General features: G+C 66.1%; 23 protein-coding genes, 1 tRNA gene and 1 pseudogene. 17 read left to right on the forward strand and 8 right to left on the reverse strand.

Annotated features, from left to right (window positions below; all coding sequences use genetic code 11):
* Positions 1 to 97: 97 nt before the first annotated feature.
* Positions 98 to 523: an organic hydroperoxide resistance protein gene (locus ROV95_RS04240; protein ID WP_005411948.1), complete on the reverse strand. Its 426-nt coding sequence runs from the start codon at positions 521 to 523 to the stop codon at positions 98 to 100.
* A 111-nt stretch (positions 524 to 634) separates the two neighbouring features.
* Positions 635 to 1,615 carry a cation transporter gene (locus ROV95_RS04245; protein ID WP_005407688.1) on the reverse strand — a complete coding sequence of 327 codons (981 nt, stop codon included), beginning with the start codon at positions 1,613 to 1,615 and terminating at the stop codon, positions 635 to 637.
* Between the two features lie 185 nt (positions 1,616 to 1,800).
* On the opposite strand from ROV95_RS04245, the pseudogene ROV95_RS04250 reads away from it, so the two are divergent.
* Positions 1,801 to 2,036 (forward strand): annotated as a pseudogene (locus ROV95_RS04250) (STAS domain-containing protein); the annotation flags it as partial.
* A gap of 866 nt (positions 2,037 to 2,902) precedes the next feature.
* Positions 2,903 to 3,334, forward strand: a complete 432-nt coding sequence (locus ROV95_RS04255; protein ID WP_146256770.1) for a hypothetical protein — start codon at positions 2,903 to 2,905, stop codon at positions 3,332 to 3,334.
* A gap of 222 nt (positions 3,335 to 3,556) precedes the next feature.
* Here ROV95_RS04255 and ROV95_RS04260 read toward each other — a convergent pair whose 3' ends face one another.
* Together ROV95_RS04260 and ROV95_RS04265 are read right to left on the reverse strand one after the other, a co-directional pair.
* A complete protein-coding gene (locus ROV95_RS04260; RefSeq protein ID WP_312543205.1) occupies positions 3,557 to 5,338 on the reverse strand; it encodes a peptidoglycan-binding protein in 1,782 nt (593 codons plus the stop codon).
* 42 nt (positions 5,339 to 5,380) lie between these two features.
* The gene (locus tag ROV95_RS04265; RefSeq protein ID WP_024956209.1) at positions 5,381 to 5,800 is read right to left on the reverse strand and encodes a lysozyme inhibitor LprI family protein; all 420 of its coding nucleotides are present in this window, start codon (positions 5,798 to 5,800) and stop codon (positions 5,381 to 5,383) included.
* 220 nt (positions 5,801 to 6,020) lie between these two features.
* On the opposite strand from ROV95_RS04265, the gene dusA reads away from it, so the two are divergent.
* The 4 genes from dusA (at position 6,021) to ROV95_RS04285 (ending at position 9,846) form a co-directional block, all read left to right on the forward strand.
* Positions 6,021 to 7,052 (forward strand): tRNA dihydrouridine(20/20a) synthase DusA, encoded by a 1,032-nt coding sequence (gene dusA / locus ROV95_RS04270; protein WP_312543207.1) that lies wholly within the window; start codon positions 6,021 to 6,023, stop codon positions 7,050 to 7,052.
* Between the two features lie 212 nt (positions 7,053 to 7,264).
* Positions 7,265 to 7,639: a hypothetical protein gene (locus ROV95_RS04275; RefSeq protein ID WP_058979781.1), complete on the forward strand. Its 375-nt coding sequence runs from the start codon at positions 7,265 to 7,267 to the stop codon at positions 7,637 to 7,639.
* Positions 7,640 to 7,712: 73 nt separating this feature from the next.
* Entirely contained in the window at positions 7,713 to 8,396 is a 684-nt protein-coding gene (locus ROV95_RS04280; protein WP_053520384.1) for a response regulator transcription factor, read from the forward strand.
* A 25-nt stretch (positions 8,397 to 8,421) separates the two neighbouring features.
* On the forward strand, positions 8,422 to 9,846 hold the full coding sequence (locus ROV95_RS04285; RefSeq protein WP_032953760.1) for a sensor histidine kinase: 1,425 nt from the start codon (positions 8,422 to 8,424) through the stop codon (positions 9,844 to 9,846).
* Between the two features lie 83 nt (positions 9,847 to 9,929).
* Here the strand turns inward: ROV95_RS04285 and ROV95_RS04290 are convergent, their stop codons facing one another.
* Positions 9,930 to 10,721, reverse strand: a complete 792-nt coding sequence (locus ROV95_RS04290) for a M90 family metallopeptidase (protein WP_167692750.1) — start codon at positions 10,719 to 10,721, stop codon at positions 9,930 to 9,932.
* Positions 10,688 to 10,966, reverse strand: a complete 279-nt coding sequence (locus ROV95_RS04295) for a hypothetical protein (RefSeq protein WP_005411956.1) — start codon at positions 10,964 to 10,966, stop codon at positions 10,688 to 10,690. The genes ROV95_RS04290 and ROV95_RS04295 overlap by 34 nt, the downstream gene beginning before the upstream one ends.
* A gap of 144 nt (positions 10,967 to 11,110) precedes the next feature.
* Between ROV95_RS04295 and birA the strand changes: the two genes are divergently transcribed.
* The 4 genes from birA to ROV95_RS04315 all read left to right on the forward strand — a co-directional run bounded on the left by birA (position 11,111) and on the right by ROV95_RS04315 (position 13,944).
* A complete protein-coding gene (gene birA, locus ROV95_RS04300; protein ID WP_019661841.1) occupies positions 11,111 to 12,079 on the forward strand; it encodes a bifunctional biotin--[acetyl-CoA-carboxylase] ligase/biotin operon repressor BirA in 969 nt (322 codons plus the stop codon).
* Positions 12,076 to 12,807 carry a type III pantothenate kinase gene (locus ROV95_RS04305; protein WP_005407698.1) on the forward strand — a complete coding sequence of 244 codons (732 nt, stop codon included), beginning with the start codon at positions 12,076 to 12,078 and terminating at the stop codon, positions 12,805 to 12,807. The genes birA and ROV95_RS04305 overlap by 4 nt, the downstream gene beginning before the upstream one ends.
* 9 nt (positions 12,808 to 12,816) lie before the next feature.
* On the forward strand, positions 12,817 to 13,671 hold the full coding sequence (locus tag ROV95_RS04310; RefSeq protein WP_059034861.1) for an SPOR domain-containing protein: 855 nt from the start codon (positions 12,817 to 12,819) through the stop codon (positions 13,669 to 13,671).
* 197 nt (positions 13,672 to 13,868) lie between these two features.
* A tRNA-Thr gene (locus ROV95_RS04315) sits at positions 13,869 to 13,944 on the forward strand.
* A gap of 1,281 nt (positions 13,945 to 15,225) precedes the next feature.
* On the opposite strand, the gene ROV95_RS04320 is transcribed toward ROV95_RS04315, so the two are convergent.
* Positions 15,226 to 16,110, reverse strand: a complete 885-nt coding sequence (locus ROV95_RS04320; RefSeq protein ID WP_312543213.1) for a hypothetical protein — start codon at positions 16,108 to 16,110, stop codon at positions 15,226 to 15,228.
* A gap of 289 nt (positions 16,111 to 16,399) precedes the next feature.
* On the opposite strand from ROV95_RS04320, the gene rocF reads away from it, so the two are divergent.
* The 3 genes from rocF to ROV95_RS04335 all read left to right on the forward strand — a co-directional run bounded on the left by rocF (position 16,400) and on the right by ROV95_RS04335 (position 18,042).
* On the forward strand, positions 16,400 to 17,320 hold the full coding sequence (gene rocF, locus ROV95_RS04325) for an arginase (RefSeq protein WP_021203836.1): 921 nt from the start codon (positions 16,400 to 16,402) through the stop codon (positions 17,318 to 17,320).
* A 162-nt stretch (positions 17,321 to 17,482) separates the two neighbouring features.
* Entirely contained in the window at positions 17,483 to 17,620 is a 138-nt protein-coding gene (locus ROV95_RS04330) for an entericidin A/B family lipoprotein (protein ID WP_019661832.1), read from the forward strand.
* Between the two features lie 200 nt (positions 17,621 to 17,820).
* Positions 17,821 to 18,042 (forward strand): CsbD family protein, encoded by a 222-nt coding sequence (locus ROV95_RS04335; protein ID WP_019661831.1) that lies wholly within the window; start codon positions 17,821 to 17,823, stop codon positions 18,040 to 18,042.
* Between the two features lie 72 nt (positions 18,043 to 18,114).
* Here ROV95_RS04335 and ROV95_RS04340 read toward each other — a convergent pair whose 3' ends face one another.
* The gene (locus tag ROV95_RS04340; RefSeq protein ID WP_312543216.1) at positions 18,115 to 18,915 is read right to left on the reverse strand and encodes a hypothetical protein; all 801 of its coding nucleotides are present in this window, start codon (positions 18,913 to 18,915) and stop codon (positions 18,115 to 18,117) included.
* Between the two features lie 108 nt (positions 18,916 to 19,023).
* Here ROV95_RS04340 and ROV95_RS04345 point away from each other — a divergent pair, with 108 nt between their 5' ends.
* The 4 genes from ROV95_RS04345 (at position 19,024) to ROV95_RS04360 (ending at position 23,673) form a co-directional block, all read left to right on the forward strand.
* Complete coding sequence (locus ROV95_RS04345) at positions 19,024 to 20,316, forward strand: tryptophan--tRNA ligase (protein ID WP_312543218.1); 1,293 nt, start codon at positions 19,024 to 19,026, stop codon at positions 20,314 to 20,316.
* 166 nt (positions 20,317 to 20,482) lie between these two features.
* Complete coding sequence (locus tag ROV95_RS04350; RefSeq protein ID WP_021203838.1) at positions 20,483 to 20,779, forward strand: hypothetical protein; 297 nt, start codon at positions 20,483 to 20,485, stop codon at positions 20,777 to 20,779.
* A gap of 203 nt (positions 20,780 to 20,982) precedes the next feature.
* Positions 20,983 to 21,915 (forward strand): MBL fold metallo-hydrolase, encoded by a 933-nt coding sequence (locus ROV95_RS04355; protein ID WP_312543219.1) that lies wholly within the window; start codon positions 20,983 to 20,985, stop codon positions 21,913 to 21,915.
* A gap of 105 nt (positions 21,916 to 22,020) precedes the next feature.
* Positions 22,021 to 23,673: a M28 family metallopeptidase gene (locus ROV95_RS04360; protein WP_312543810.1), complete on the forward strand. Its 1,653-nt coding sequence runs from the start codon at positions 22,021 to 22,023 to the stop codon at positions 23,671 to 23,673.
* The last annotated feature ends 1 nt before the right edge of the window (position 23,674 follow it).

Below are 23,674 nucleotides of genomic sequence, written 5' to 3' on the forward strand. Positions count from 1 at the left end.
CGAAGGTGGGATGGGCGGATGTTCGGTTTCGACCGGCATCCGCCCATTTTTTTGCTCTTCACGTTGGTAGTGCCGGCCGCTGGCCGGTATCACCGCATCAGGCCACGACCAGCGTCACGTCGATGTTGCCGCGGGTGGCATTCGAGTACGGGCACACGATGTGCGCCTTCTGCACCAGCTCTTCCACCTGCTCGCGCGGCACGCCGGGCACGTTGATGGTCAGCTCGGCTTCGATGCCGAAGCCGGTCGGGATCTGGCCGATGCCGACCTTGCCGGTCACGGTGGTGTCGGCCGGCAGCGCGACCTTGGCCTGGCCGGCCACGAACTTCAGCGCGCCCAGGAAGCAGGCCGAGTAGCCAGCCGCGAACAGCTGTTCGGGGTTGGTGCCCGGGCCACCGGCGCCGCCCAGCTCGCGCGGGGTCGACAGCTGGATGTCCAGCACGTTGTCGGAGGAGACGGAACGGCCTTCACGGCCGCCGGTGGAGGTGGCCTGGGCGGTGTACAGAACCTTTTCGATGGACATCGGGATGCTCCTGGTCGGTGGGTGGGTGTTGCGTTGGAGCCTACTTTGCCCGCTTTCCGCGTACGTTGGGTTGCAGGGCGTACGGAAAACTTGATCGATCGTCCTGTCGGCCTAGATCGTCCACTCGCGGTCGGTGGTGAACATGATGGTCAGCCAGCGGTCCGGCGAGGCCTCGCCCAGCGCGTCGCCGATCTCATCGCGCAGCTGGTCCCATTCCACCAGCGGCCGTGGTGGGTCGTTTTCCGGCACCACGAAGAACAGCTCGATCTGCTCGCCTCGCCCCACCTGCGCCACGTAGCTGCGGTGCTCGACGAAGCCATGCTTGGCCACGATCGCGCGTGCCACGGCATCCACGTGCGCCTGCAGCTCCGGCGGGGTGACCAGCAGGATGCCGGCCAGCGCCCGGCGCACGGTGCCGAGCGGGGCGATCATCACCAGCACGCAGACGAAGGCAAGGATGGCCGGGTCGATGTACGGCCCGACCCAGGCCCAGGACGTGCCCTGCACCAGCACGCCGCCGAGGAAGGCCAGCAGGTAGCAGGCCGACATGCTGGCCGCGATCACCCAGTTTTTCGCATCCAGTGCGATGAACTCCGAGCCGATGCGGCGGTTGGCGCGCAGGATGAACCAGGCCAGTGCGCCTTCGCCGACGATGGACAGCCCGGCGAAGGCGATGGCCGGGCCCAGCGCAATGTGGCGGCCCCCGGACATCAGTGCATCTACCGCATTGACCAGCGCATACAGCGCCGCGCCGATCATCAGCGTGCCGCTCACCCCCAGCACGATCGGCTCCAGGTGCCAGAAGCCCATGGTGAAGCGCTGGTTGAGCCGCGATTGCAGCGCATCGGTCTGGGTGGACAGCGCGATCAGGCGTGCCACCAGCAGCGACAGCCAGGTCATCACCACGTCGATCAGGCCGTAGATGCCATCGAAGATGATCAGCGAGGAATTGGCCAGCAGGCCGAATACCACTGCGGCGGCGGCCAGCAGCAGCGAGGCGGCGATCGACAGGCGCAGCACGCCCTGTTCGGTGGCGGGGTCGAAGAACTGCGGGCGGTGGGTGGCCATGGCCCGATTGTAGAGCGGCGGCATGCCTCGCTGCCTTCCGCTGTCTGGCATCGTCGCAGAACGTTGAGGACATCGACGAGAGGCCCAGCGAGCGTGACCGCGAATGCGTCGCCCAGGGCCTGGCCAACATGATCATCGAATTCCTCGGCCGCATGCGGGATATGCAGCGCTACGATGCCGGTGACACGCAGGTCTACCGCGTGCGTTGGCAGGTGTTCCTTGCCTCGGCCGGCCATCTGGTGCGGTGTTCGATTACCAGCACGTGACGCCGAAGGTACAGATTGATCTGCGCGACGCCCACCTGTGAGACCTGACCGCCGCGGCCGCGCTGGAACGCGCGCAGGAATAGCTGGCCGCACATGGGGCGAAGGTGACGGTGGTGGGGCTGAATGCTGCCAGCCAGACGTTGATCGAGCAGGTGGGCGGCGCGCGCGGCGGGTACTGAGGCGGCAGTGTTTCAATGCCTGCGTCGGTTCTGGGGCCGGCTAAGCTTCCAGAATTTTCCTGAATCGGCTTCTCAGTGAGGTAGCGCCATTACAGATGGAGAGTCCATATGTGGCCAGCGCCTTGGCAGATTCGGTGTCAGCCTTTGCCTGCCACGAATGGGCAGCGAGCAGGGCCCTGCCGACGCGCGTGATCGAACTGAAGTGTGCCGGCGTCGTGTCAGCCTGAATGGCCGCGACCGTCAGAGCTTCACAGATGGAATCGATGTCCTGGAACTTTGAGAAAATGGAAGGGCACTCTCTATCAATAGAGCATCCACCTCAGTCCTGAGCAGATCAGCGTCCTTTTCAACGGCTATCCAATGGTCGCTGTTGCCTGGGGGAGCGGCCTGCATCTCACGTCGCAGTCGGTTTCGTTGAGATTGGTGGTCCAATCCATGCAACGCCGCGGGATGAAGCGGGCGAGCACACACATCGATGAAACTCTCGTGGCATCTCGTAAAAGTTGCTCCACTTCGGACAAATCCTGCGTCCTTCAAGGATGCGTAGACGATGCTCAGGGCGCGCTTTGTGATAGCGGTCATGAGGCGAGCATCAGGAGGGAGGATGATTGCAGGCGAGGCCTCTCAGACTGGGTAAGCCGGTGCGAGGCAATGAGTGTGTCGACTTGGCTGGGAGCGGTAACTGGCATTGACGTCAGTAGCTGTCGCTATCAACAAAAGTTGTTGTTTGGCCGTCGTTCCCTGGTTCGCAAAACCCGAAAGACGTCGGATCGCATGATGCAGATTGCAGCTTTTCTCATTGCCAATCTTCTGAGTATGGAAGCAGGCTGGAGACACGCGATTCTGTGTTCAAGGAAGCAGCATCCATGAAATCGAATTTTTCGGTGTCATTCAAATGTCTGTTGGCTTTTGCGCTTGCGCTTGGTTCGACGACATGGCCGGGAGTGATGGCGTTGGACCGCCTTGCGGTTGCCGTCGATCGGACCACGCGCTACAGCGCCGGAACTGACGAAGCGAACGAAGTCGTTCGATGGCTGGACGCACGCAAGGATGTCCACCAGCGGACGCTTGCACTTGGGACACTGACCATTCGCCATCGCTGTAGGGGGGAGCGGGATTCACCTCGGACGCCAGCCATCCGCGCCCTTTTCCATCATGGTGCTTCCGGAGAGAAGATCACTATTACCAACGATCTTCCAGGATGCGCACGCGAGACGTGGACGTTCGCATGGACCGGAGATGGCCAGGACGCCTACTGGAAGCAGACCGCCTATGGATGGCGGGTACTGACCACTTAGGGAAAGCTCCGGACGGACTTATCTGTCGTCAAAGCGTCGACGCGATCAAACCGGATCGACTACACCTCGAGGCCCACTACCTCGAAGCGTGGGCACGCTCCGGGGCGCAAGACCTCGCATTTGCGACAATCCTCGACGCACCTCAACCAACGCCCTCGTCGGCCTCAAGCCGACGAGGGGTGAGCAAGGCAATGGCACTCACGGGCCAGTTGGCCCGCTCTCTTACGCCATCATGGCCCGCGGGCCGTGATGCTGGGTCTGCTGGTCGATCTTCTGCTGCTCGCGCTGCTGATCGCTCACCTGCAATGCCCGCTCGCTGTTCTCCTGCACGCTCTGGCGCATCGCGTCAGCGGTCGATACCGGCGCGGTATTGCGGTTCAACGCGCTTTCGTCGTGCAGCGCATTGGCCTGCACCGCGCGCGCCATCGAGCCATCCTGGTTCAGCTCAACGCGATCAACCCGGTACAGGCCGGCACGCGCAGCTTCCACGGTGAGGGCAGCGGCCAGCTTCTCGCTGTGCTCGCCGGAGGGCAGGCCACGCGCTTCCTCGGCGAACTTCACCTGCACCAGGGTCTCGGTGTACAGCCAGTTCTGCGGGCTGCGCGGGTCGGACATCGGGTACACCGTCTCGCGTGCAGGCTCGGCCGCTGCCTGCTGTTCCGGGGTGTTGCCCTGCGCCTGCGCACGCTGCTGCACGTCATTGGCCAGCGCCTGGCGGGTTTCCGCATCGGCAATGCCGGTCGCAGGCAGGCCATGCTGCTGCTGGAAAGCATTGATCGCATGGCGGCTGCCACCGCCCAGATAGCCATCGCTGCCGATGGCCTGGCCCTTGGCGTCGGTCAGCCCCAGCGCGGCCAGGTTGCCCTGCAGTTCGCGCGCGTCGCGGTCGATCGCGGCCAGCGTGGCTGGCCCGGCCTTGCCGTCCACCGGGTCCAGGTTGTGTGCGCGCTGGAAGTCTTCCACCGCCTTGCGGGTGGTGGCATCGAAGCGCCGGTCCGGATTCAGTGTCTGCTGGCCGTCAGCACTGGCATAGCCCAGCGTGACCAGGTTGCTTTCCAGCTTCAGCACGTCACGGCCGCTGGACCCTTCCTTCAACGTCTGCGAACCGGCCTGCTGGCGCGGTGCGCCGATCTGGTCCAGCGCCACCTTGATGTCCGCATCGTTGTGCTCACCGGCGGGCGAGTAGTCGCGGCTGCTGACCTTGGCATGGGCGCGGTCCATCGCGTCCTTGTTGTTGGCGTAGGCATTTTCGTAGCGCACGGCGATGTCGCCGGCCTTGGGCGCGTCGAAGTACTGGTAGGTCTCGCGGATCTGCCCGGCCTTCGCGCGCAGCGCCTCGTAGTCACCGCCTTCTTCCAGCACCTTCTGCAGCTTGGGCAGCTGGCTGGGCAACTGGTTGGCGGTCTTGGCGATCAGGCTGATCGCTTCGAAGCGGTTTTCCTCGGCGATGCCGCTGCCGTGTGCGTCCACCATCGCCATGCCGATCCGGGTGGCGTTGCGCACCTGCGGGTAGTCGATGTTCGCGTGGATCCACTGCTTGCCCTCGGCCGAACCGGCCCAGGCGTTGATGCTGTCGCGCGTGTTGGTATCGATGAACTGGATCGAGCTGCGCCCGCTCAGGCCATTGCCGTGGCTGAGCAGGTCGCGGCGCAGGTCGGCGTGGTCCTGGGTGAAGGGCAGGTTGTGCGCCTTGGCATAGGTGCTGGCCTGATCGATCACGGCGTCGACATAGGTCGTCTCGCCCGCCTTCAGTGCGTGGCCGTCGATGGCGCCCAGCGCCCACTCGCCGCGCTGGCCGAAGTCGACCTGGATCGCGCCCAGGCTGTAACCGCTGTTCTGCGCGACTTTGTTCACCGTGCCCCAGTGCGGTTCGGTCACGCCCTGGGTGATGCCGGCGATGGCCAGATGGTAGGAGGCGGGGCCACCTTCGGTACCACGGCCGACGGCGAAATACACGGCGCCGGAGGTGGCATCGAGATCATGGGTATCGATGTTGGTTGGCATGTCTTACATCCTTGTGCAGTCAGAGGGTCTGCCCCTCAAGGGTCAGTCCAGCAGCTGCAGATACTTCTGCAGCTGGTCGGCACGCGCGCTCAGGCGCATCACATCGTTCAGCTCGCCCTGCAGGTTGCCGGGCTGCGAATCGTCGTACAGCGCGGTATCCAGTTCGCCATCGCGGCTGCGCGACTGCAGCCACGCGCGCTGGGCATTCACCAGCTTGGTCTTCTTTGCGCCAGTCAGCTTTGCCTGCAGCTGGCGGTAGGCCTGGTTCAGGCGCTGGTCTTGGCGTGCGCTTTCCGAGGTCAGGCAGGCGGCCTGCTCGATCGCACCCTGTGCCTTGTCACGGCAGGTGGTGAAGGTCGGGCTCAGCCCGGTGGCAGCCGGTGCTGCGGTTGCCGTGCCGATGGCCAGTACGGCGACCGCCAGCGCGGTGGCGAGGGTCCTGCTCAAACGCTTGTGCTGCATCATCTGCTCCACACGTCCAATCCATTGCGAGCGACGGACTATAACGGCGTCAATATTTCGTCGTCGTCAACGAATCGCGACAACTGTGACCGGTTGCCCGTCATTGTGGGGTGGCGCCGCCCGGCTTGCGGACGGCCCTCGGGCCCGGGCGCCCCAGCGCTGTCCGGGCGCCAGCCGCCGCCATTCAGCCGAGCGGTGTAAACTATTGATCTCACTGGCAATGCCAGTCTCCATGATCAACACCCCGATGACGTCCGCCACCGCCCGTTACGCTGATTCCCTGCGCCTGTCCGTTGCGCCGATGATGGACTGGACCGACCGCCACTGCCGCGTGTTCCATCGCGTGCTGGCGCCGGGTGCACGCCTGTACACGGAGATGGTGCACGCCAACGCGGTCATCCACGGCGACCGCGAGCGCCTGCTCGGCTTCGACCGCAGCGAACAGCCGCTGGCGCTGCAGCTGGGTGGCAGCGATCCGGCCCTGCTGGCGCAGGCTGCGCGCATTGCCGCCGAGTGGGGATACGACGAGGTCAACCTCAACTGCGGCTGCCCGTCCGACCGCGTGCAGGCCGGGCGTTTCGGCGCTTGCCTGATGCGCGAGCCGGTGCTGGTGGCCGAGTGCGTGGCGGCGATGGTCGATGCGGTCGACATCCCGGTGACGGTGAAATGCCGCCTGGGCGTGGACGAGGACAACGATTACGACGTGTTCGTCGCCTTCGTCGACCGCCAGGTCGCCGCCGGTGCCGCAATGGTGGTGGTGCATGCGCGCAACGCGTGGCTGAAGGGCCTGTCGCCGAAGGAGAACCGCGAGGTTCCGCCGCTGAAGTACGACTGGGCCTACCGCCTCAAGCAGGAGCGCCCGGCACTGCCGGTGGTGATCAACGGCGGCCTGGCCAGCATCGAGGCGGTGCAGGCGCAGGCCGCGCACGTCGATGGCGTGATGCTGGGCCGCGCGGCCTACCACGACCCCTACCTGCTGCATCAGCTGGAGGCGCTGCACACCGGCGCCCCGCTGCAGGCCCGTGGTGACCTGTTGCGCGCGCTGCGCCCCTACGTCGAGGCGCGTCTGGGCGAAGGCCTGGCGCTGAAGCACATCACCCGCCACCTGCTCGGCCTGTTCCACGGCCAACCCGGCGGCCGCGCATTCCGTCAGGTGCTGAGCGAGGGCGCACACCGCCCGGGCGCCGACTGGAGCCTGGTCGAACAGGCCTTGGCGGTCACCGAACGCGAAGCTGATCGCGCCGCAGCGTGACGTCGGTCACAGTCCTGACTTGACAAGGGGCGGCGATTCGTCCCGAATGTTCACCTAGATGAACAACTCGCGGCATCGCCCGGAAAAGTTCAGATCGGATTCACTGCCCTAAACCAAGAATTTGCAAAGGAATTGTAAAGGCCGGGTCCCGCACCCGGCTTCCGGATTTACGACTTTTGAACGAATCGCCGTGCTCGGCTAGGATCGCATCGATGTCTTCCGCTCCCTTCCATCGCCGCATTGCCCTGGCCACCTGCGTGGCGCTGTCGGCTGTGCCGCTGTCGTCGGCGCTTGCGCAGCAGCCGCCGCGCGGCGACCAGGGGCGCGCGGAGATGATGGAGCGGGGCGAGCGCGGTGGCCGTGGCGACGAGCGCTCGCTGTCCGATGCCGTGCGCCGCGTGCAGCGCACCACCGGCGGCCACATCCTCGGCGCCGAGCGCGTGCCGTTCGATGGGCGTGACATCAACCGGGTGAAGTACATGGACGACCGGGGCCGGGTCCGCTACATGGACGACCCCGCACCGTCGCGTTCACAGCCGCGCACGCCGCGGTCGGATATGTCATCACTACGCGGCGATAACCCCTGAACAGGGATAGTTGTCGCTATCAACCCGTACCCCACAGGCCTCCGGGCCACACCCAGGACACTAGGGAGAGTTCATGCGTATCCTTCTGGTCGAAGACGAAGCCCCGCTGCGTGAGACCCTGGCAGCCCGGCTCAAGCGCGAAGGCTTTGCCGTCGATGCTGCGCAGGACGGCGAGGAAGGCCTCTACATGGGGCGCGAAGTTCCGTTCGATGTCGGCATCATCGACCTCGGCCTGCCCAAGATGTCGGGCATGGAGCTGATCAAGGCCCTGCGTGACGAAGGCAAGAAGTTCCCGGTGCTGATCCTGACCGCGCGTTCGAGCTGGCAGGACAAGGTCGAAGGCCTGAAGCAGGGCGCCGACGATTACCTGGTCAAGCCATTCCACGTCGAAGAGCTGCTTGCCCGCGTCAACGCGTTGCTGCGCCGCGCCGCCGGCTGGAGCAAGCCGACGCTGGAATGCGGTCCCGTTGCACTGGATCTCGCCGCCCAGACCGTCAGCGTCTCTGGCAGCAATGTGGACCTGACCAGCTACGAGTACAAGGTGCTGGAGTACCTGATGATGCACGCCGGTGAACTGGTCTCCAAGGCCGACCTCACCGAGCACATCTACCAGCAGGACTTCGACCGCGATTCGAACGTGCTGGAAGTGTTCATCGGTCGCCTGCGCAAGAAGCTGGATCCGGATGGCGAACTGAAGCCGATCGAGACCGTGCGCGGCCGCGGCTACCGTTTCGCGATTCCGCGCAACGAGGGCTGAGCCGGCTCACCCTGGCGATACCATGATGTCCGGCCGTCTGTGGTTCTTCCGACGCTGGCGGCCGCGCTCGCTGCAGGCGCGCCAGATGCTTGCCGCGTCCGTGGGCCTGGTCGCGTTCCTGGCCCTGGCCGGTTACGCGCTCGACGCCGCCTTCGCCGATACGGCGAAGGCCAACCTGCGTGAGCGCCTGAAGAACTACGCCACCGCCTACGCGGCCGGCATCGACTTCACCCGCGACCGCTCGCTGTACATCCGCGAGCAGCCGCCGGATTCGCGCTTCGACGTGCCGGGCAGTGGCCTGTACCTGCAGGTGGTGATGCCGCACGGCAAGGGCAATTCGATGTCCGCCGAAGGCCCGATGCTGCCCACCGTCGGCGGCGGCCTGCTGGCACCGCGCCAGGAAGTGTTCGAAGGCCCGCTGCCGATGATCCAGATCGACGGCAGCCAGGGCTCGGTGTACCGCTATGGCCTGGGCCTGGTGTGGGACGCCGACGCCGACCCGGCCACCGAATTCCCCTACACCATCTACGTGATGGAAGACTCGCGCGCGCTGGGCGCGCAGCTGCGCGTGTTCCGTGGCCGGGTCTGGTTCTACCTGGGCGGCATCGGCCTGATCCTGCTGCTGCTGCAGACCGTCATCCTGCAGTGGAGCCTGCGGCCGCTGCGTCGCGTGATCACCGAGCTGACCAAGGTGCAGCGCGGCGAGACCGAGCGCATGAGCGAGCGCCACCCGCGCGAGCTGGAGCCGCTGACCGACAGCATCAACGCCTTCATTGAAAGCGAGCGCGAGAACCTCGAGCGCCAGCGCAATACCCTGGCCGACCTGGCGCACAGCCTGAAGACGCCCATCGCCGTGCTGCGCACGCAGATGGACAGCGGTGCCGGCGATGGCGCCCTGCGCGAGGAGCTGGACGTGCAGCTGCAGCGCATGAACAACCTGGTCTCCTACCAGCTGGCACGTGCTGCATCGTCGGGCCACAAGCTGTTCTCCGCGCCGCTGCCGATTGAATCCAACGCCGAGGAGATCGTGCGCGGCCTGGAAAAGGTCTATGCCTCCAAGGGCGTGCTGTGCGAATTCGACATCGACCCGGCCGCGCGCTTCCACGGCGAACCGGGCGACCTGCAGGAACTGCTCGGCAACCTGCTGGAAAATGCCTTCAAGTGGGCCAACCGCCGCGTGTTGCTGACCGCGCAGCCGCTGCCGGCACCGAACGCGCGCCGCGCTGGCCTGCTGCTGGCGGTGGACGACGATGGCCCGGGCATTGCCCCGGACGACATCGGCAAAGTGCTACAGCGTGGCGTGCGTGGCGACGAGCGCGTGCAGGGCCACGGCATCGGCCTGTCGATCGTGCAGGACCTGATCAAGGATTACCGCGGCGAACTGGCCGTCGGCCGTTCCAGCGAACTGGGCGGCGCCCGTTTCGAAGTGCGCTTGCCGCCGGGGCCGTAAGCCCCGCAAACGGTAGTGCCGGCCGCTGGCGGCACCCTCATGATCTTCGGTGGCATTGCCAAGGTGCCGGCCAGCGGCCGGCACTACCGTGTTTCGATCGTCGGCGGCTCGCCATAGAACCGCCGCAGCTGCGCGGCCACCTCCGGCAACGCCTGCTGCAGCAGATCCGGTGCCGAGAAGTGATACTCGCTGGTCACCGCGAAGAATTCTTCCGGCGCTTCGGCCGCATACGGATCGATCAGCGTTTCTTCGCCCGCATCCACCTGCGCGCAGAACGCATCGTAGGCGCGCTGGAAGATGGCCGCCCACTCACGCTGCCATTCGCGCGGCAGCGGCGGCGTGCCGTCCATCGCGCCATCCAGTGCATCCAGCTTGTGCACCATCTCGTGCACCGCCACGCAGTAGCCCTCGTGCGGCGTCGCCAGGTCGGCCTGCACATCGGCCCACGACAGGATCAACGGACCGCTGTCCCACGATTCGCCAATCAGTTCGTCATCCCACTCATGCAGTACGCCGGCCGCATCCATGTGGCTGCGATGTACGCGGAATGCATCGGGGTAGACGATCAGCTGCGACCAGCCTTCCAGACCCACCTCGCCGAACTCCAGCAGCGGCAGGCAGCACAGCGCCGCCAGCAGCACGCCATCGCCGGCCTCCAGCTGCAGCTCGCCGATCGGCGTGATGGTCTTCTCGTGCAGGAAGCGCGTGGCCAGCACGCGCAGGCGTGCGCGGCGTTCGTCGTCCAGACCGCGCAGCCAGGCCGCACGGCGGCAGGCCTCATTCCACAGTACATCGTCGATCGGCCGCGGCGCAGGTCGCAGCCACTGCAGCAACGACTTGATCAGCGGAACATTCCCGGCAGGTAGCTGTGCCACTTCGGTGCGCGGATGCGCTGCAGCACGTCGTCGTCGCTGCCACCGCCGCCCGTGCTGGTGTTGGCTGCCGGGCGGACCGGTGCCGGCTTGGTGGTGGCGGCCGAAGCGGTCGCGGTCGGTGCACGCTGCGAGGCGGCATCGCCGTTGGAGGACACGCAGGCGCCGCGGCTGTCGTCCAGCGCTGCCGTCGCAGACGCCGCGAAGGGCATCGTCAGCAGGATCAGGCAATGGGCATAGCGGCGCATTGACGACATCCACGTTAAGGGAAGGTGAGTTCCCGATTCTAGCCCGAACCCGGCGCCCCGTTGGAAGCCCCCGCAGAACCCAGCGTGGCGGGCGCCGCTGGCGGCTTTCCCGCATAATTCCTTCCTGACTTCGTGGAAGCTGCCGTGGACGACCGCCAATTGCTGGCCAAACTCGCTGCCGGTCGCCTCTCCGGCGACGCCCTGGCCCGTGAGCTGGGCCAGACCCGGGCGGCCATTTGGAAGCGTATTCAAGGACTTAGAGCCGCCGGTGTGGACATCGAAGGCCGTGCAGGTGAGGGCTATGGCCTGACCCGCCCGGTCGACCTGCTGGACCCGGATGCGATCCGTGCCGGCCTGCCCGCCGAGGTGCTGCCGCTGCTGCACGACCTGCAGGTGGCCTGGACGGTGGACTCGACCAATGCCGAATTGCTGCGTTGCAGCGCGCCCCAGCGCGGGGTGAGCGTCCTGCTGGCCGAACGCCAGACCGGCGGCCGCGGCCGTCGCGGCCGTACGTGGGCGTCGCCGCTGGCCGCGCATGTGTACCTGTCGGTGCTGCGGCTGTTCTCCGGTGGCCTCGGCCGCCTGGCCGGGCTGAGCCTGGTGGCTGGCATCGCCGTGGCCGAAGCGCTGCACGACCTGGGCTATACCCAGGCGCAGCTGAAGTGGCCGAATGACCTGATCGTCGATGGCAAGCGCAAGCTGGTCGGCCTGCTGGCCGAGGGCGGTGGCGAATATGCCGGCCCGGCGCGCGCGGTGATCGGCATCGGCATCAACACGCACATGCCGCCATCCTTCGCCGAGCAGATCACCCAGCCGTGGGTGGACCTGGACACGCTGGCCGGCAAGCCGGTGGACCGCAACGTGGTGGTTGCTGCCGTGCTGGCGCGCCTGCTGCCGGCACTGGAAGAATTCGATCGCGAAGGCCTGGCGCCGTTCCTGCCGCGCTACGCCGCGTTCGACATGCTGGCCGGTCGCGAAGTACGGGTGGAACTGGAAGGGCAGTGGCAGCATGGCACCGCGCTCGGCCTGGCCGATGACGGCGCCTTGCGCGTGCGCATCGATGGCCGCGAGCGCCTGCTGCATGCCGGCGAAGTCAGCGTGAGGGCGGCATGAGCGATTGGTTGTTCGACCTCGGCAACTCGCGCTTCAAGTTCGCGCCGTTGCAGGGTGATCGTGCCGGTGACGTGCAGGCCTGGGCGCATGGCGCCGAAGGCATGGCCGGGCAGCCGCCGCACAGCCTGCCCAGCGGCACCACCGCGTTCGTGGCCAGCGTGGCCGCACCGTCGCTGACCAGCGCGATGCTGGACCAGCTGCAGCGTCGCTTCGAGCACGTGCACGTGGTGCGTACCAGCGCCGAATGCGCCGGTGTGCGCATTGCCTATGCCAAGCCGGAAAAGTTCGGCGTCGACCGCTTCCTGGCCCTGCTGGCCGCTGCCAAGGCGCAGCGCCCGGTGCTGGTGGTGGGCGTGGGCACCGCACTGACGATTGACCTGCTCGACGCTGACGGCCAGCACCACGGTGGCCGCATTTCCGCATCGCCGACCACCATGCGCGAAGCGCTGCATGCCCGCGCGGTGCAGCTGCCGGCTACCGGCGGTGACTACAGCGAATTCGCCAACGACACCGCCGACGCGCTGGCCTCCGGCTGCGATGGTGCGGCCGTGGCACTGATCGAACGCAGCGCACAGCAGGCGCACACGCTGCTGGGCGTGGCACCGTCGCTGCTGGTGCACGGTGGCGGCGCACCGGCGCTGATGCCGTTGCTGCCCGGCGCCGACTACCACCCCTCGCTGGTGCTGGATGGTCTCGCCCGCTGGGCGGTGCACCAGCCCGCAGGCTAGTATCCGCGCATGCTGACCCGTGCCCTGATCGTCGTACTGGCCATCCTCAACCTTGGCGTCGCCTGCTGGTGGCTGCTGCGCGATGCACCACAGAAGCCTGCGCCGCCACCGCAACCCGCGGGCGTGGCCGAGCTGCGCTGGGTGCCCGGTGGCGTGGATGCCGCCGCGGCCGCCGAAGCCACGGCTGCCGCGCCGACCGCGCCGTTGATGGAGCGCGAGCCGGCGGAGAAGACGGCCGTGGCTGTAACGCCGGCGCCCGCCGCCCCGGCCAAGCCGGAGATTGCCAAGCCGCAGGCGGCTGAGGCTACGCCGGTTGCTGCCGCTGCCAAGCCGGCAACACCGCCTGCACCGACCCCGACCCCGGCGCCGGAAAAGCCCGTAACCCCGCCCGTGGCTGCCGAACCGCCGCGCTGCGTCGCGCTGGGCCCGTTCGCCGATCGCGCCGCCGCTACCAGTGCGCAGGGCAAGGCCAGCACGCTGCTCAGCCAGGTGCGCCTGCGCGAACAGCCTGCTGCCAGCGGCAGTGCCCGTTACCGGGTGATGCTGCCGGCCGCCGCCAACCGCGAAGAAGCCCAGGCCACCGTGAAACGCATCGTCGCCGCTGGCCTGAGCGACTACTACATCATCAGCCAGGGCGAGGAGGCCAACGCGGTGGCGCTGGGCCAGTACCGCAACCGCGAAGGCGCGGAGCGGCGCATGGCGGCGGTGCAGGCCGCCGGCTTCCAGCCGCGCCTTGTCGCCAGCGGCGACGCCGGCCAGTGGTGGCTGGAAGGGCAGCTGGCGGCAGGCACGCAACCCGCCCAGGCCCAGCAGCGCAGCGGGGCGGCACAGAGCCGGTCGCTGGAATGCACGCGGTTGCGCTAGAATCCCCGGACCGCGGCGCTGCCGCCGGTGCACCACCCATGCCGCTTTAGCTCAGTTGGTAGAGCAACTGTCTTGTAACTCGGGCGCGGTTGTTGTGGCGGCAGGCAGGAAGGCTAAGCGCGGTAAGGCTTTAGGCCCGCCAGCGCGTAGACTGTGGGGCAAGCCGGACACGGTTTGAGCAAGAGAAGTACGACATCGCCGCTTTAGCTCAGTCGGTAGAGCAACTGATTTGTAATCAGTAGGTCGTCCGTTCGATTCGGACAAGCGGCACCAAACTCGGGCGGACCGTCAGTTCTCCCAGATCACCTCATAGCCTAAGTACTCGCTTAGAACGCCTCGGATCATGACGGCTTCTGCTCCAATGGCCATGTACCTGTACCGGCCTTCTTGGACGGTGATCCAGCCCATTGAATACGCTTCGTCTGCGATCAATAGGCGTTGCATGGCGTCCTCGTCGGGAACAGAGGTGCCACCCGAAGAGGGTGCCGGGCGATGCGTGGCTTCCAAGACCGGAAATCGATGAGCCGGCGGGCACAGGGTCCCCACGCACCGCCCGCCGTCGATCGGCGAACGGATTGCCAGCCGGCGCCGCTTTTGGAAAGACGGCGCCGGCTGGCAAGCGTATACAGCTTCGACTAAACGGGCTTGGAAGTCCCGACCACCTTTGCAGGTGGCGATTCATCATGCGCACGCGAAATCCCCGCCTGCCAGTCGTTTGTTTCGATGGCATCGGGTGATCTGAAAGGAAAAGTGAATTATCGCGTTTGGCCCGTTTCGAGCATCGCAATGCCAGAAGCGACATATAGAGCGGGGCTGCACTCCACCGCGAATCCGGCGCCGTCTTCGCTATCGCGCTGCCCATCACGACCCACGTGGTGAAGCTGGCTCAACTGCGTGACGCCGATCAAGCGGCGCTGAGTCTGTGTCCCATGATGGCAGTCAGGCATGTGGTTGCTCGCGTGTGAATTGACCTGCAGAAGCACGCCAATGGTGCTATCACGTGGTGCCATCAATCCTCCTGGGTGGGGAGGGACGGCTTGGCCGGCCCGACTGTGACTTTGCCGGAGCCTCCGCCGCCGCCTCCACCGTAGCTGCCGCCGCTGATGGGCCCGGTGTAACCGCCGCCGCCACCGCCATTGCCATTCCCGCCGCCGCGAGGGGGAGGGCTCGTTGTGATGGGCTCACGCGAAGTCCCATTCCAGTCCTGGCTATCGGTCATTTGGTAGGTCACGCAGTGGGACGCGTTGCAGACGATGACCTTGGATCCTGGTTGGATGGACTCATTGAAGGTTCCGGAATTTTTCTTGTTCGTCACCTGCGTGTATCTGGTCAGGAACGCTCTGGTAGCTGTGTCTGGAAGTGGGGTCTGCCCACGACACGGTGTGCAGGACGCTGGGCCGAACACGGTTGAAGGGTTGCCGAAAGGCTAGGTTGCATGCGCGAATGGAAGTGCGGCGAATGCTGCCAGGACCACGATTGCCGCAATAATTATCTTTGTTCTCATATTATTAAGCCGTTTGTCTATTTTTGGTTTGCAGGATTACCAATCGAACGTCATTGGCAGCATGATTGGTAGATTTCTCTTGAGATTTCCTGCGCACGAATGATCTGCTCTGCCTGCATGCTGCTGGACAGGCGACTTATCGATTCCGCCGAGTACTGGCTTGGATGCACGCGGTGCAGGGCCATCCAGTAGCCGAGGCTCCTGGTGTAGGAGCGCTCGGCGACTATTCCTCTGTCATAGATGTTTGCGAGCGCTTCGATGGAATCCAGGTTTCCTGAAGAAACAGATTCGTCCAGATACTCCACAGCGTTCCGGCGAAAGTCGATCAACCTGCTGGGATCAGAGAGGACTTCGGTGAGATTGCCGATGGCGGCGCGAGGGTTCTGGGCGTACATCAGTCGGGCTTCAATGGACCCTTGAGCGGCTGCCAGTGACAGCCAGTTTTCTCCCGTGATGTCGGTTCGTTGGGCAATCGCCTTGCAGTTCTCGATTTCTTCTTCGATACGCCTCGAGAACTGCTCGGCAAGTCCCATGGATGAGTACACCTTGTACTCACTGTCGTCGCCCGGATCGAGGGCTCGTTTGCAGCTGGCAAGCCTCGAGTGTATTTCGTAGCTTGCTTGGCCGTCGCCAGATTTTGATCGCTGCATTCTCTGGTCGATGTAGTTCGTGGCATCGCCTCTGTATTCGGGAGGCCTGATGTCGATCAGGAAAGCTCTGGGTCCCAACGCGATGCGCGCATTGACCGTCGCGGTGGATCGCTGTGCAGCGGTCCTTGCCGTACGCGGATCGGCTATTTCATGGGTTGAAGCTTCATCCGCCGACGCCAGAAGTGGCGCGTGCTCTGCCGAGGAGGTATCGGCGCCGGATACCGAGCAGGACGCGGTCAACACCGTGAGCGTGCCGATACACAGGTGCTTGCTGAGTGGCGCCAAGAAGCCGGCTGGGAGTCTACTTCGATTCAATGCGGGAACATCCGAGCCTCCAATTTGGGCGAGAACCTTCGCTGTACTGAAGGGAAAGCGATAGAGCCGTATCCGTCACTGTGGAGAACCCCATCACAGGCGGAAGAATTTCTGATCCATAAGGCCGGGGAATCCCTACGCATGGCTGCCTGTTGTCCATTTGCGCCATGGCGGCGCCAATGCCCTGCTGCACCGCCGCGAGTGGTGTCACACAGCTCTGGCTAGACTGTGCTTCTTTTTCCCCCGCAAGGAGGCACCCATGGCCCATCCCATTTCCGTATCCCTGATCGGCGTTCCCACCGATGTCGGTGCGGGCCATCGCGGTGCACGGCTGGGGCCGGAAGCGCTGCGCGTGGCGGGCCTGCCGGAGGCGCTGGAAGCGCGCGGCGTGGACGTGCGCGACCTGGGCAACCTGGATGGCCCGCGCAACCCGTGGACCGCGCCGGTGCAGGGCTACCGCCATCTGGAGGAAGTGGTGGCGTGGAATCATGCACTGATGGAAGCCAGCTATGCCGAACTGCAGGCCGGCCGCATGCCGATCATGCTCGGCGGCGACCACTGCCTGGGCATCGGTTCGATCACTGCCGTGGCACGCTGGTGCCGCGAGCAGGGCAAGACCCTGCGCGTGCTGTGGCTGGATGCACATTCCGATTTCAATACCAGCGATGTCACCCCCTCGGGCAACATCCACGGCATGCCGGTGGCCTGCCTGTGCGGCCTCGGCCCGGAGGCGCTGACCCACCTCGGCGGCAGCGCACCGGCGATCACTCCCACCCAGGTGCACCAGATCGGCATCCGTTCGGTGGACCCGGAAGAGAAGCGCCTGATCAAGACCCACAACGTGGATGTCTATGACATGCGCTACATCGATGAGAACGGCATGAAGCGCACGGTCGAAGCAGCACTGGCGGGCATCGACGAGAACACCCACCTGCATGTCAGCTTCGATGTGGATTTCCTCGACCCGAGCATCGCGCCGGGCGTGGGCACCACCGTGCCGGGTGGGGTGAACTACCGCGAGGCGCAGCTGGTGATGGAGATGATCGCTGACACCGGGTGCATGGGGTCGCTGGACATCGTCGAGCTCAACCCCTTGCTGGACAAGCAGAATGCCACCGCCGAACTGGCCGTGGACCTGGTCGAGAGCCTGTTCGGCAAGTCCACCCTGATGCGCGACTAAGGCAACCGCCTGAACGGATCGCCGATCCGTTCACACCCGCTCCACGCCCCTGCCGCCAGATTGCACTTCACGCGGCGGCGGCGGGCATTGGCCTTCTCCCGCTGAGCGAAAGAATCCCATCCGCGAATGAAGCGGTGTAGCGGCAAACCCAAGGAGAAGCCCATGAAGCGCGTAGTTGCCCTGATGCTGTTGTCGATGTTCTCGGTGGCCCTGCTGGCCGGTTGCAACACTGTGGCCGGTGCCGGCAAGGACGTGCAGAAGGCCGGTGAGAAGGTTGAGGATGCCGCCAAGGGCAACTGAGCCCGGCGCGGAACGGAAGAAAAAGGCCGGGGATCATCCCCGGCCTTTTTCTTGCACGCTGCCACGCACGGCTGTGCAAGCGGAGTGAACCATTCAAGCAGGTGAGCACGCATTTCATTGCTGGTTGACCGGTACTCAACAGCGACTGCGCGAAGCTGGAACCACGGTAAGAACGCCGTTGCAACCAAGGACTCCCAGCAATGAACAAAGACATCATTTCCGGCAAGTGGTCGCAGCTGAAGGGCAAGGCCCAGGCCAAGTGGGGCGATCTGACCAACGACGATTTCGATGTGGCCGAAGGCAATGCCGAATACCTGGCCGGTCGCCTGCAGGAGCGTTATGGCTGGGCCAAGGACCGCGCCGAGAAGGAAGTCCGGGATTTCGAAGACAGCGTGCGCAAGGATTACCCGGATTACAAGTAAGCCCCCGGGTTTCCCCCACGACACAACGCCCGCGCCGAAAGGTTGCGGGCGTTGTGTTGTCTGCGCGGAGGATCAGCGTGCCGGCGGGTCCGGCACGTAGCGGTTGGGGAACGCCTGCGGTTCGCGCGGCAGGCGTGACGGCGAATCGACCAGGATGCCGCGCGCGCGCAGGCTGCGGGCGCTGTCGTAGCGCAGCTGCAACACCTGCGCCGGGCTGCGGCTGGCGCGCTCGAACTCGGTATCGCGCACCGAGGACTGCTCGCGCGCGCCGTGGCCGGTGCCCAGCGCCGGCGCCTGCGGCTTGCTGGCGTAGCCCTCGATGCGGCTGGCGCTGGCATCGGCGGCCGCTTCGGCCTGTGCAGCCGGGGCCGGCGGTGGCAGGCCCCGGCGCAGGATCGGCTCAGGGCGCCAGCGGCGCGCTTCCTCGAACACGGCCACGCCCACCACGCCGATGTTGTCGGGGCGGCCGGTGCGGCTGGCATAGCTGCCGCTGGGGCTGCTGAAGACGAACTGCGCCACTTCGTCCTGGCTCTTGCGCCAGCCGGTGATGTCGGCGCGCTGTCCGGGGTTGAGCACGTAACCGGTCTGCGAGGGATCGGCATCTTCGCCGGAGATGGCGTTGACGCCGTCCACCGACAGCACCACCAGCACCCGGCGGGGGCTGTCGTTGTACAGGCGCACGGCGTAGCGGTGACCGCGCTCACCGGCCACCCAGCGCTGGCCCTCGGCGGGGTAGCTGCGCAGTTCGGTGCCGCGGTCGCGGTCGACCAGGGCCATGCGCACGGGGCCGCCCTCGTAGACCGGCGGCGGCATCGGGGCCGGGCGGAAGCCGCCCAGAGGCAGGATAAGCAGCAGGGGCAGCAGGCGTTTCATCGGGCGTCTCCAGCGGGGTTGCGTGAATGAACGCGCCGCGGGCCCTGACGGGGTTGGTGGCGTGCAAGGTAAACTGGCCCCGTTCATCGAAGGTTACCCCACGCAGTCATGACCACCCGAGTCCTTACCGGCATCACTCCCTCCGGCACGCCCCACCTGGGCAACTACGTTGGCGCCATCCGCCCGGCCATCGCGGCCAGCCGCGCGCCGGGGATCGAGAGCTTCTTCTTCCTGGCCGACCTGCACAGCCTGATCAAGTCACAGGACCCGCAGCGCACCCAGCGCGCGACCCTGGAGATCGCGGCCAGCTGGCTGGCCTGCGGCCTGGACCCGGAACACGTGTGGTTCTACCGGCAGAGCGACATCCGCGAGACCACCGAGCTGATGTGGTTCCTCACCGCGATCGCCAGCAAGGGCATCCTCAATCGCGCGCACGCCTACAAGGCGGCGGTGGACAAGAACCGCGAGGAAGGCGTGGACGAGGACGCAGGCGTCAGCGCCGGCCTGTTCATGTATCCGGTGCTGATGGCCGCCGACATCCTGATCTTCAAGGCCAACCAGGTGCCGGTGGGCCGCGACCAGATCCAGCACATCGAGATGGCGCGCGACTTCGCCCAGCGCTTCAACCACGTGTACGGCAAGGAGTACTTCCCGCTGCCGGACGTGGTGATCGACGAGCAGGTGGCGACGCTGGCGGGCCTGGATGGCCGCAAGATGAGCAAGAGCTACCACAACACCATTCCGCTGTTCGTGCCGCGCGAAGAGCTGAAGAAGCTGGTGTTCTCGATCCTGACCGATTCGCGCGCACCGGGTGAGCCGAAGGACACCGAGGGCTCGGCACTGTTCCAGATGTACCAGGCGTTCGCCACCCCGGAACAGACCGCGGAATTCGCGAAGGCGTTCGCTGCGGGCATCAGCTGGGGCGATGCCAAGCAGCAGCTGTTCGAGCGCATCGACAGCGAACTGTCGCCGCTGCGCGAGCGCTACAACGCGCTGATGGCCGAGCCGGAGAAAATCGAAGCGCTGCTCAAGCGCCGTGGCCAGCAGCTGCGCGAGCAGTTGGCGGCACCGCTGCTGGAAGAACTGCGCCACGCCGTGGGCCTGCGCGACCTGTCCACGGCGGGCGACATCGCCAGCGAAGATGCCGGCGTGGCCCGCGTGGCGCCGCCGCAGTTCAAGCAGTACCGTGAGAAGGACGGCCGGTTCTACTTCAAGCTGACCGCCGGTGACGGCACGCTGCTGATCCAGAGCGAAGGCTTCGATTCGCCGCGTGATGCCGGGCAGTTGATTGCCGTGATCAAGCAGGCCGAGCAGGGCGACCAGCTGCAGAGCGAGCTGTTCAAGCTTGAGGCCGAGGTGGACGCCGTGCTGGTTGCCCTGGCCATGCTGCGCGAAGAATAAAGGTCGTGCCGGCCGCTGGCCGGCAATTGCATGGGAAACGCCGGCCAGCGGCTGGCACTACCACGGTATTTGCATAGGGAATGCCGGCCAGCGGCCGGCACGACCGTGGCACAGCGCCCATGGCATGATGTCCGCGCGCCTCCGGCGCGATGACATGGAGTCTGCGATGGCCTGGTTGTCGCTGCTGCTGTTCCTGCCCTGGTTCCTGCTGCTGGGCAGCCTGTACTGGCTGTTCCCGCGCCAGCCGCGTACCCCGCGGCGGCGCCTGTTCGACAGCACCACCCTGGTGCTGGCCTTCGCCCTGAGCATCGTGTCGATGCTGTGGGGCTACCGCATCGGCGTGGTGCAGCCCGGCGCCGGACCCATCTGGCCACAGGTGCTGGCGGTGCTGTATGCCTACGGCGCGTTCCTGGCGGTGCTGGTGCTGGCGTTGCTGCTGCGGCCGCGATGGCTGGACCGGTAGTCCCGCCTTTGTAGAGTCGAGCCATGCTCGACTTCGCGTGCCGCTGTAGAGCCGAGCCTATGCTCGGCTGATGCCTGACAGAATGGCAGCCCAGCGTCGGCTAGGCTCTACAGAAGCGCCCCTCCGACCAAAGCCGCATCGAACCCGGGCCGCCTGCGCGCCTACCATGGGTATCTGTTCCCGATCCTGCCAGGTGCGTGCCGATGACCGCCGACCCCAGCATCCACACCATCGATACCGGCTTCCAGCGTCCCGATTTCGACGCGGCCTACCTGATCGTTGAAAACGGCCGCGCGGCCTTCGTCGACTGCGGCACCGGGCTGTCAGTACCGGCCATGCTGCAGGCGCTGGTGGACGCTGGCCTGGGCGTGGACGCGGTGGACTGGCTGCTGCTCACGCACGTGCACCTGGACCACGCCGGTGGCGCCGGCCTGCTGATGCAGCAGCTGCCGAACGCGAAAGCGGTGCTGCACCCGCGCGGTGCGCCGCACATGATCGACCCGACCCGGCTGATTGCGGGTGCGACGGCGGTGTACGGCGCCGAGGAGATCGCGCGCAGCTACGGCCACATCGAGCCGATTCCCGAACACCGCGTGGTGGTGGCCGAAGACGGCCACCGCATCGATCTCGCTGGCCGCGAGCTGGTGCTGCTGCACACGCCGGGCCACGCACTGCACCACTATTGCGTGTGGGATGCGCGCAGCCGCAGCTGGTTCACCGGCGATACCTTCGGCATTTCCTACCGCGAGCTGGACAGCGCGCAGGGGGCCTTCATCTTCCCGACGTCGTCGCCGGTACAGTTCGACCCGGAGGCGATGAAGGCCTCGATCCGGCGCATGCTGGGCTACGGCCCGCAGGCGATGTACCTGACCCACTACGGCCGTGTGGAACAGGTGGAGAAACTGGCCAACGACCTGTTCGAGCAGATCGATGCGATGGCCGCCATCGGCCGCCAGTGCGATGGCCGGCCGGACCGTCACCGCTGCCTGCTGGCTGCACTGCAGGCGCTGTACCTGGAACGTGCACAGCTGCATGGCTGTGCGCTGGACGATGCGGCAGTGACCGCCGTGCTGGCGATGGACATCGAACTCAACGCACAGGGCCTGGCCTGCTGGCTGGATCGCATCCGTCGGTAGCTCCACGCCATGCGTGGATGACGCAAGCTCACGCTGCACCGCGATGTCACGACCACGTTACACTCTGGTGACTTCCAAGCTAGCCGTGGTACTGCCGTGAATCCGATGCGCGTGTTGCTGCTGTCGTCCTGCCTGTTCGTCGGTGGCCTGGCCCATGCGGCCAATGACCTTCCCGGTGGCGGCATCGATCCGCAGGCACTGTCGCGCCACGTGCGCGTGCTGGCGTCGGATGAGTTCGAGGGCCGCGCACCGGCCACCGAGGGCGAAGAGCGAACGGTGCAGTACCTGATCGAGCAGTTCCGCAGCTATGGCCTGCAGCCGGGCGGCGTGGACGGCAGCTGGGTGCAGTCGGTGCCGCTGGTGCGTGCGCAGCTGGAGGGCGCGGCCAAGGCCAGCCTGTCGCTGAAGCAGGGCAAGCGTGCGCTGGCCAATGGCGTGGACGTAACCCTGCAGAGCCTGCAGCCGCGCAAGCGCGTGCAGATCAAGAATGCACCGTTGGTGTTCGTCGGTTACGGCATTGATGCGCCGGAACGCCACTGGAACGACTACAAGGACGTGGACCTGCACGGCAAGATCGCCGTGGTGCTGATCAACGACGCCGATTTCGAAGCCGATGCGCCGGGCGCGTTCGACGGCAAGGCGGTGACCTACTACGGCCGCTGGACCTACAAGTTCGAGGAAGCCGCACGCCGTGGCGCCGAGGGCGTGCTGATCGTGCACGAGACCGCGCCGGCCGCCTATGGCTGGGCCACGGTGAAGAGCTCGGGTACCTCGCCGCTGTTCGACATCGAACGCAGCCAGGCCGAGGCGATGGCGCAGCACACGCCGCTGCGCGGCTGGATGCAGCGCGAGCTGGCCGAGGCGATCTTCGCCGACGCCGGCCTCGATTTCGATGCGGAGAAGCGCAAGGCGATGCGTGCCGACTTCCGTCCGGTGGCGCTGGACAACGCCAAGCTGAGCGTGGATTTCGCGCTCAAGCGCGAGCAGGTGGTGACCCGCAACGTGGTGGCCAAGCTGCCCGGTGGCGAGCATGGCGACGAGGCGGTGATCTTCTCCGCGCACTGGGATGCGTTCGGTGTCGGCCAGCCCGACGCCAAGGGTGACCGCATCCGCCGCGGTGCGATCGACAACGCCACCGGCGTGGCCACGGTGCTGGAACTGGGCCGTGTGTTCGCCGCTGGCCCGCAGCCGCAGCGCACGCTGTACTTCGTGGCACTGACCGCCGAAGAGAAGGGCCTGCTGGGCGCCAGCTACTACGCCGCGCATCCGCTGGCGCCGCTGGACAAGACCGCTGCGGTGCTGAACATCGAGATGTTCAGCCCGGATGGCGCGACCCGCGACATCGCCTCGTGGGGCAAGGGCCGGGTGTCGCTGGAAGGCGACCTGGAACGCGTGGCCAAGGCCCGCGGCCGCAGCTACAGCCCGGATCCGAACCTGGAAGCCGGCTTCTTCTACCGCGCCGACCACTTCGCCTTTGCCCGCCTGGGCGTGCCGGCGATCACCATCGGCCCCGGTCTGGACAAGCTGGACGGCGGCGTAGAAGCCGGCCGCGCGCTGCGCGAGAAGTACTTCGCCGACTGCTACCACCAGGCCTGCGATGCCTGGACGCCGAGCTGGGACCCGAGCGGCCACGCTGCCGACACGCTGCTGGTCTACGACCTGGGCGCCGAGCTGGCCAACAGCCGCCGCTGGCCGACGTGGGAAAAGGAATCGGAGTTCCGCGGCGCGCGCGACAAGAGCGAAGCGGCCCGCCGTTGAG

The organism is Stenotrophomonas maltophilia group sp. msm1 (assembly GCF_032025805.1).
Classification (GTDB): domain Bacteria; phylum Pseudomonadota; class Gammaproteobacteria; order Xanthomonadales; family Xanthomonadaceae; genus Stenotrophomonas; species Stenotrophomonas hibiscicola.

Bases quoted from the DNA above. Each gene is read 5' to 3' on its own strand.
- ROV95_RS04240 (WP_005411948.1), bottom strand. From the start codon at position 523: ATGTCCATCGAAAAGGTTCTGTACACCGCCCAGGCCACCTCCACCGGC.
- ROV95_RS04335 (WP_019661831.1), top strand. From the start codon at position 17,821: ATGAACAAAGACATCATTTCCGGCAAGTGGTCGCAGCTGAAGGGCAAG.
- ROV95_RS04265 (WP_024956209.1), bottom strand. From the start codon at position 5,800: ATGCAGCACAAGCGTTTGAGCAGGACCCTCGCCACCGCGCTGGCGGTC.
- ROV95_RS04330 (WP_019661832.1), top strand. From the start codon at position 17,483: ATGAAGCGCGTAGTTGCCCTGATGCTGTTGTCGATGTTCTCGGTGGCC.
- ROV95_RS04355 (WP_312543219.1), top strand. From the start codon at position 20,983: ATGACCGCCGACCCCAGCATCCACACCATCGATACCGGCTTCCAGCGT.
- ROV95_RS04285 (WP_032953760.1), top strand. From the start codon at position 8,422: ATGTCCGGCCGTCTGTGGTTCTTCCGACGCTGGCGGCCGCGCTCGCTG.
- ROV95_RS04295 (WP_005411956.1), bottom strand. From the start codon at position 10,966: ATGCGCCGCTATGCCCATTGCCTGATCCTGCTGACGATGCCCTTCGCG.
- ROV95_RS04310 (WP_059034861.1), top strand. From the start codon at position 12,817: ATGCTGACCCGTGCCCTGATCGTCGTACTGGCCATCCTCAACCTTGGC.
- ROV95_RS04260 (WP_312543205.1), bottom strand. From the start codon at position 5,338: ATGCCAACCAACATCGATACCCATGATCTCGATGCCACCTCCGGCGCC.
- ROV95_RS04245 (WP_005407688.1), bottom strand. From the start codon at position 1,615: ATGCCGCCGCTCTACAATCGGGCCATGGCCACCCACCGCCCGCAGTTC.
- ROV95_RS04305 (WP_005407698.1), top strand. From the start codon at position 12,076: ATGAGCGATTGGTTGTTCGACCTCGGCAACTCGCGCTTCAAGTTCGCG.
- ROV95_RS04350 (WP_021203838.1), top strand. From the start codon at position 20,483: ATGGCCTGGTTGTCGCTGCTGCTGTTCCTGCCCTGGTTCCTGCTGCTG.
- ROV95_RS04360 (WP_312543810.1), top strand. From the start codon at position 22,021: ATGCGCGTGTTGCTGCTGTCGTCCTGCCTGTTCGTCGGTGGCCTGGCC.
- ROV95_RS04345 (WP_312543218.1), top strand. From the start codon at position 19,024: ATGACCACCCGAGTCCTTACCGGCATCACTCCCTCCGGCACGCCCCAC.
- ROV95_RS04255 (WP_146256770.1), top strand. From the start codon at position 2,903: ATGAAATCGAATTTTTCGGTGTCATTCAAATGTCTGTTGGCTTTTGCG.
- rocF (WP_021203836.1), top strand. From the start codon at position 16,400: ATGGCCCATCCCATTTCCGTATCCCTGATCGGCGTTCCCACCGATGTC.
- dusA (WP_312543207.1), top strand. From the start codon at position 6,021: ATGCCAGTCTCCATGATCAACACCCCGATGACGTCCGCCACCGCCCGT.
- ROV95_RS04275 (WP_058979781.1), top strand. From the start codon at position 7,265: ATGTCTTCCGCTCCCTTCCATCGCCGCATTGCCCTGGCCACCTGCGTG.
- ROV95_RS04280 (WP_053520384.1), top strand. From the start codon at position 7,713: ATGCGTATCCTTCTGGTCGAAGACGAAGCCCCGCTGCGTGAGACCCTG.
- ROV95_RS04340 (WP_312543216.1), bottom strand. From the start codon at position 18,915: ATGAAACGCCTGCTGCCCCTGCTGCTTATCCTGCCTCTGGGCGGCTTC.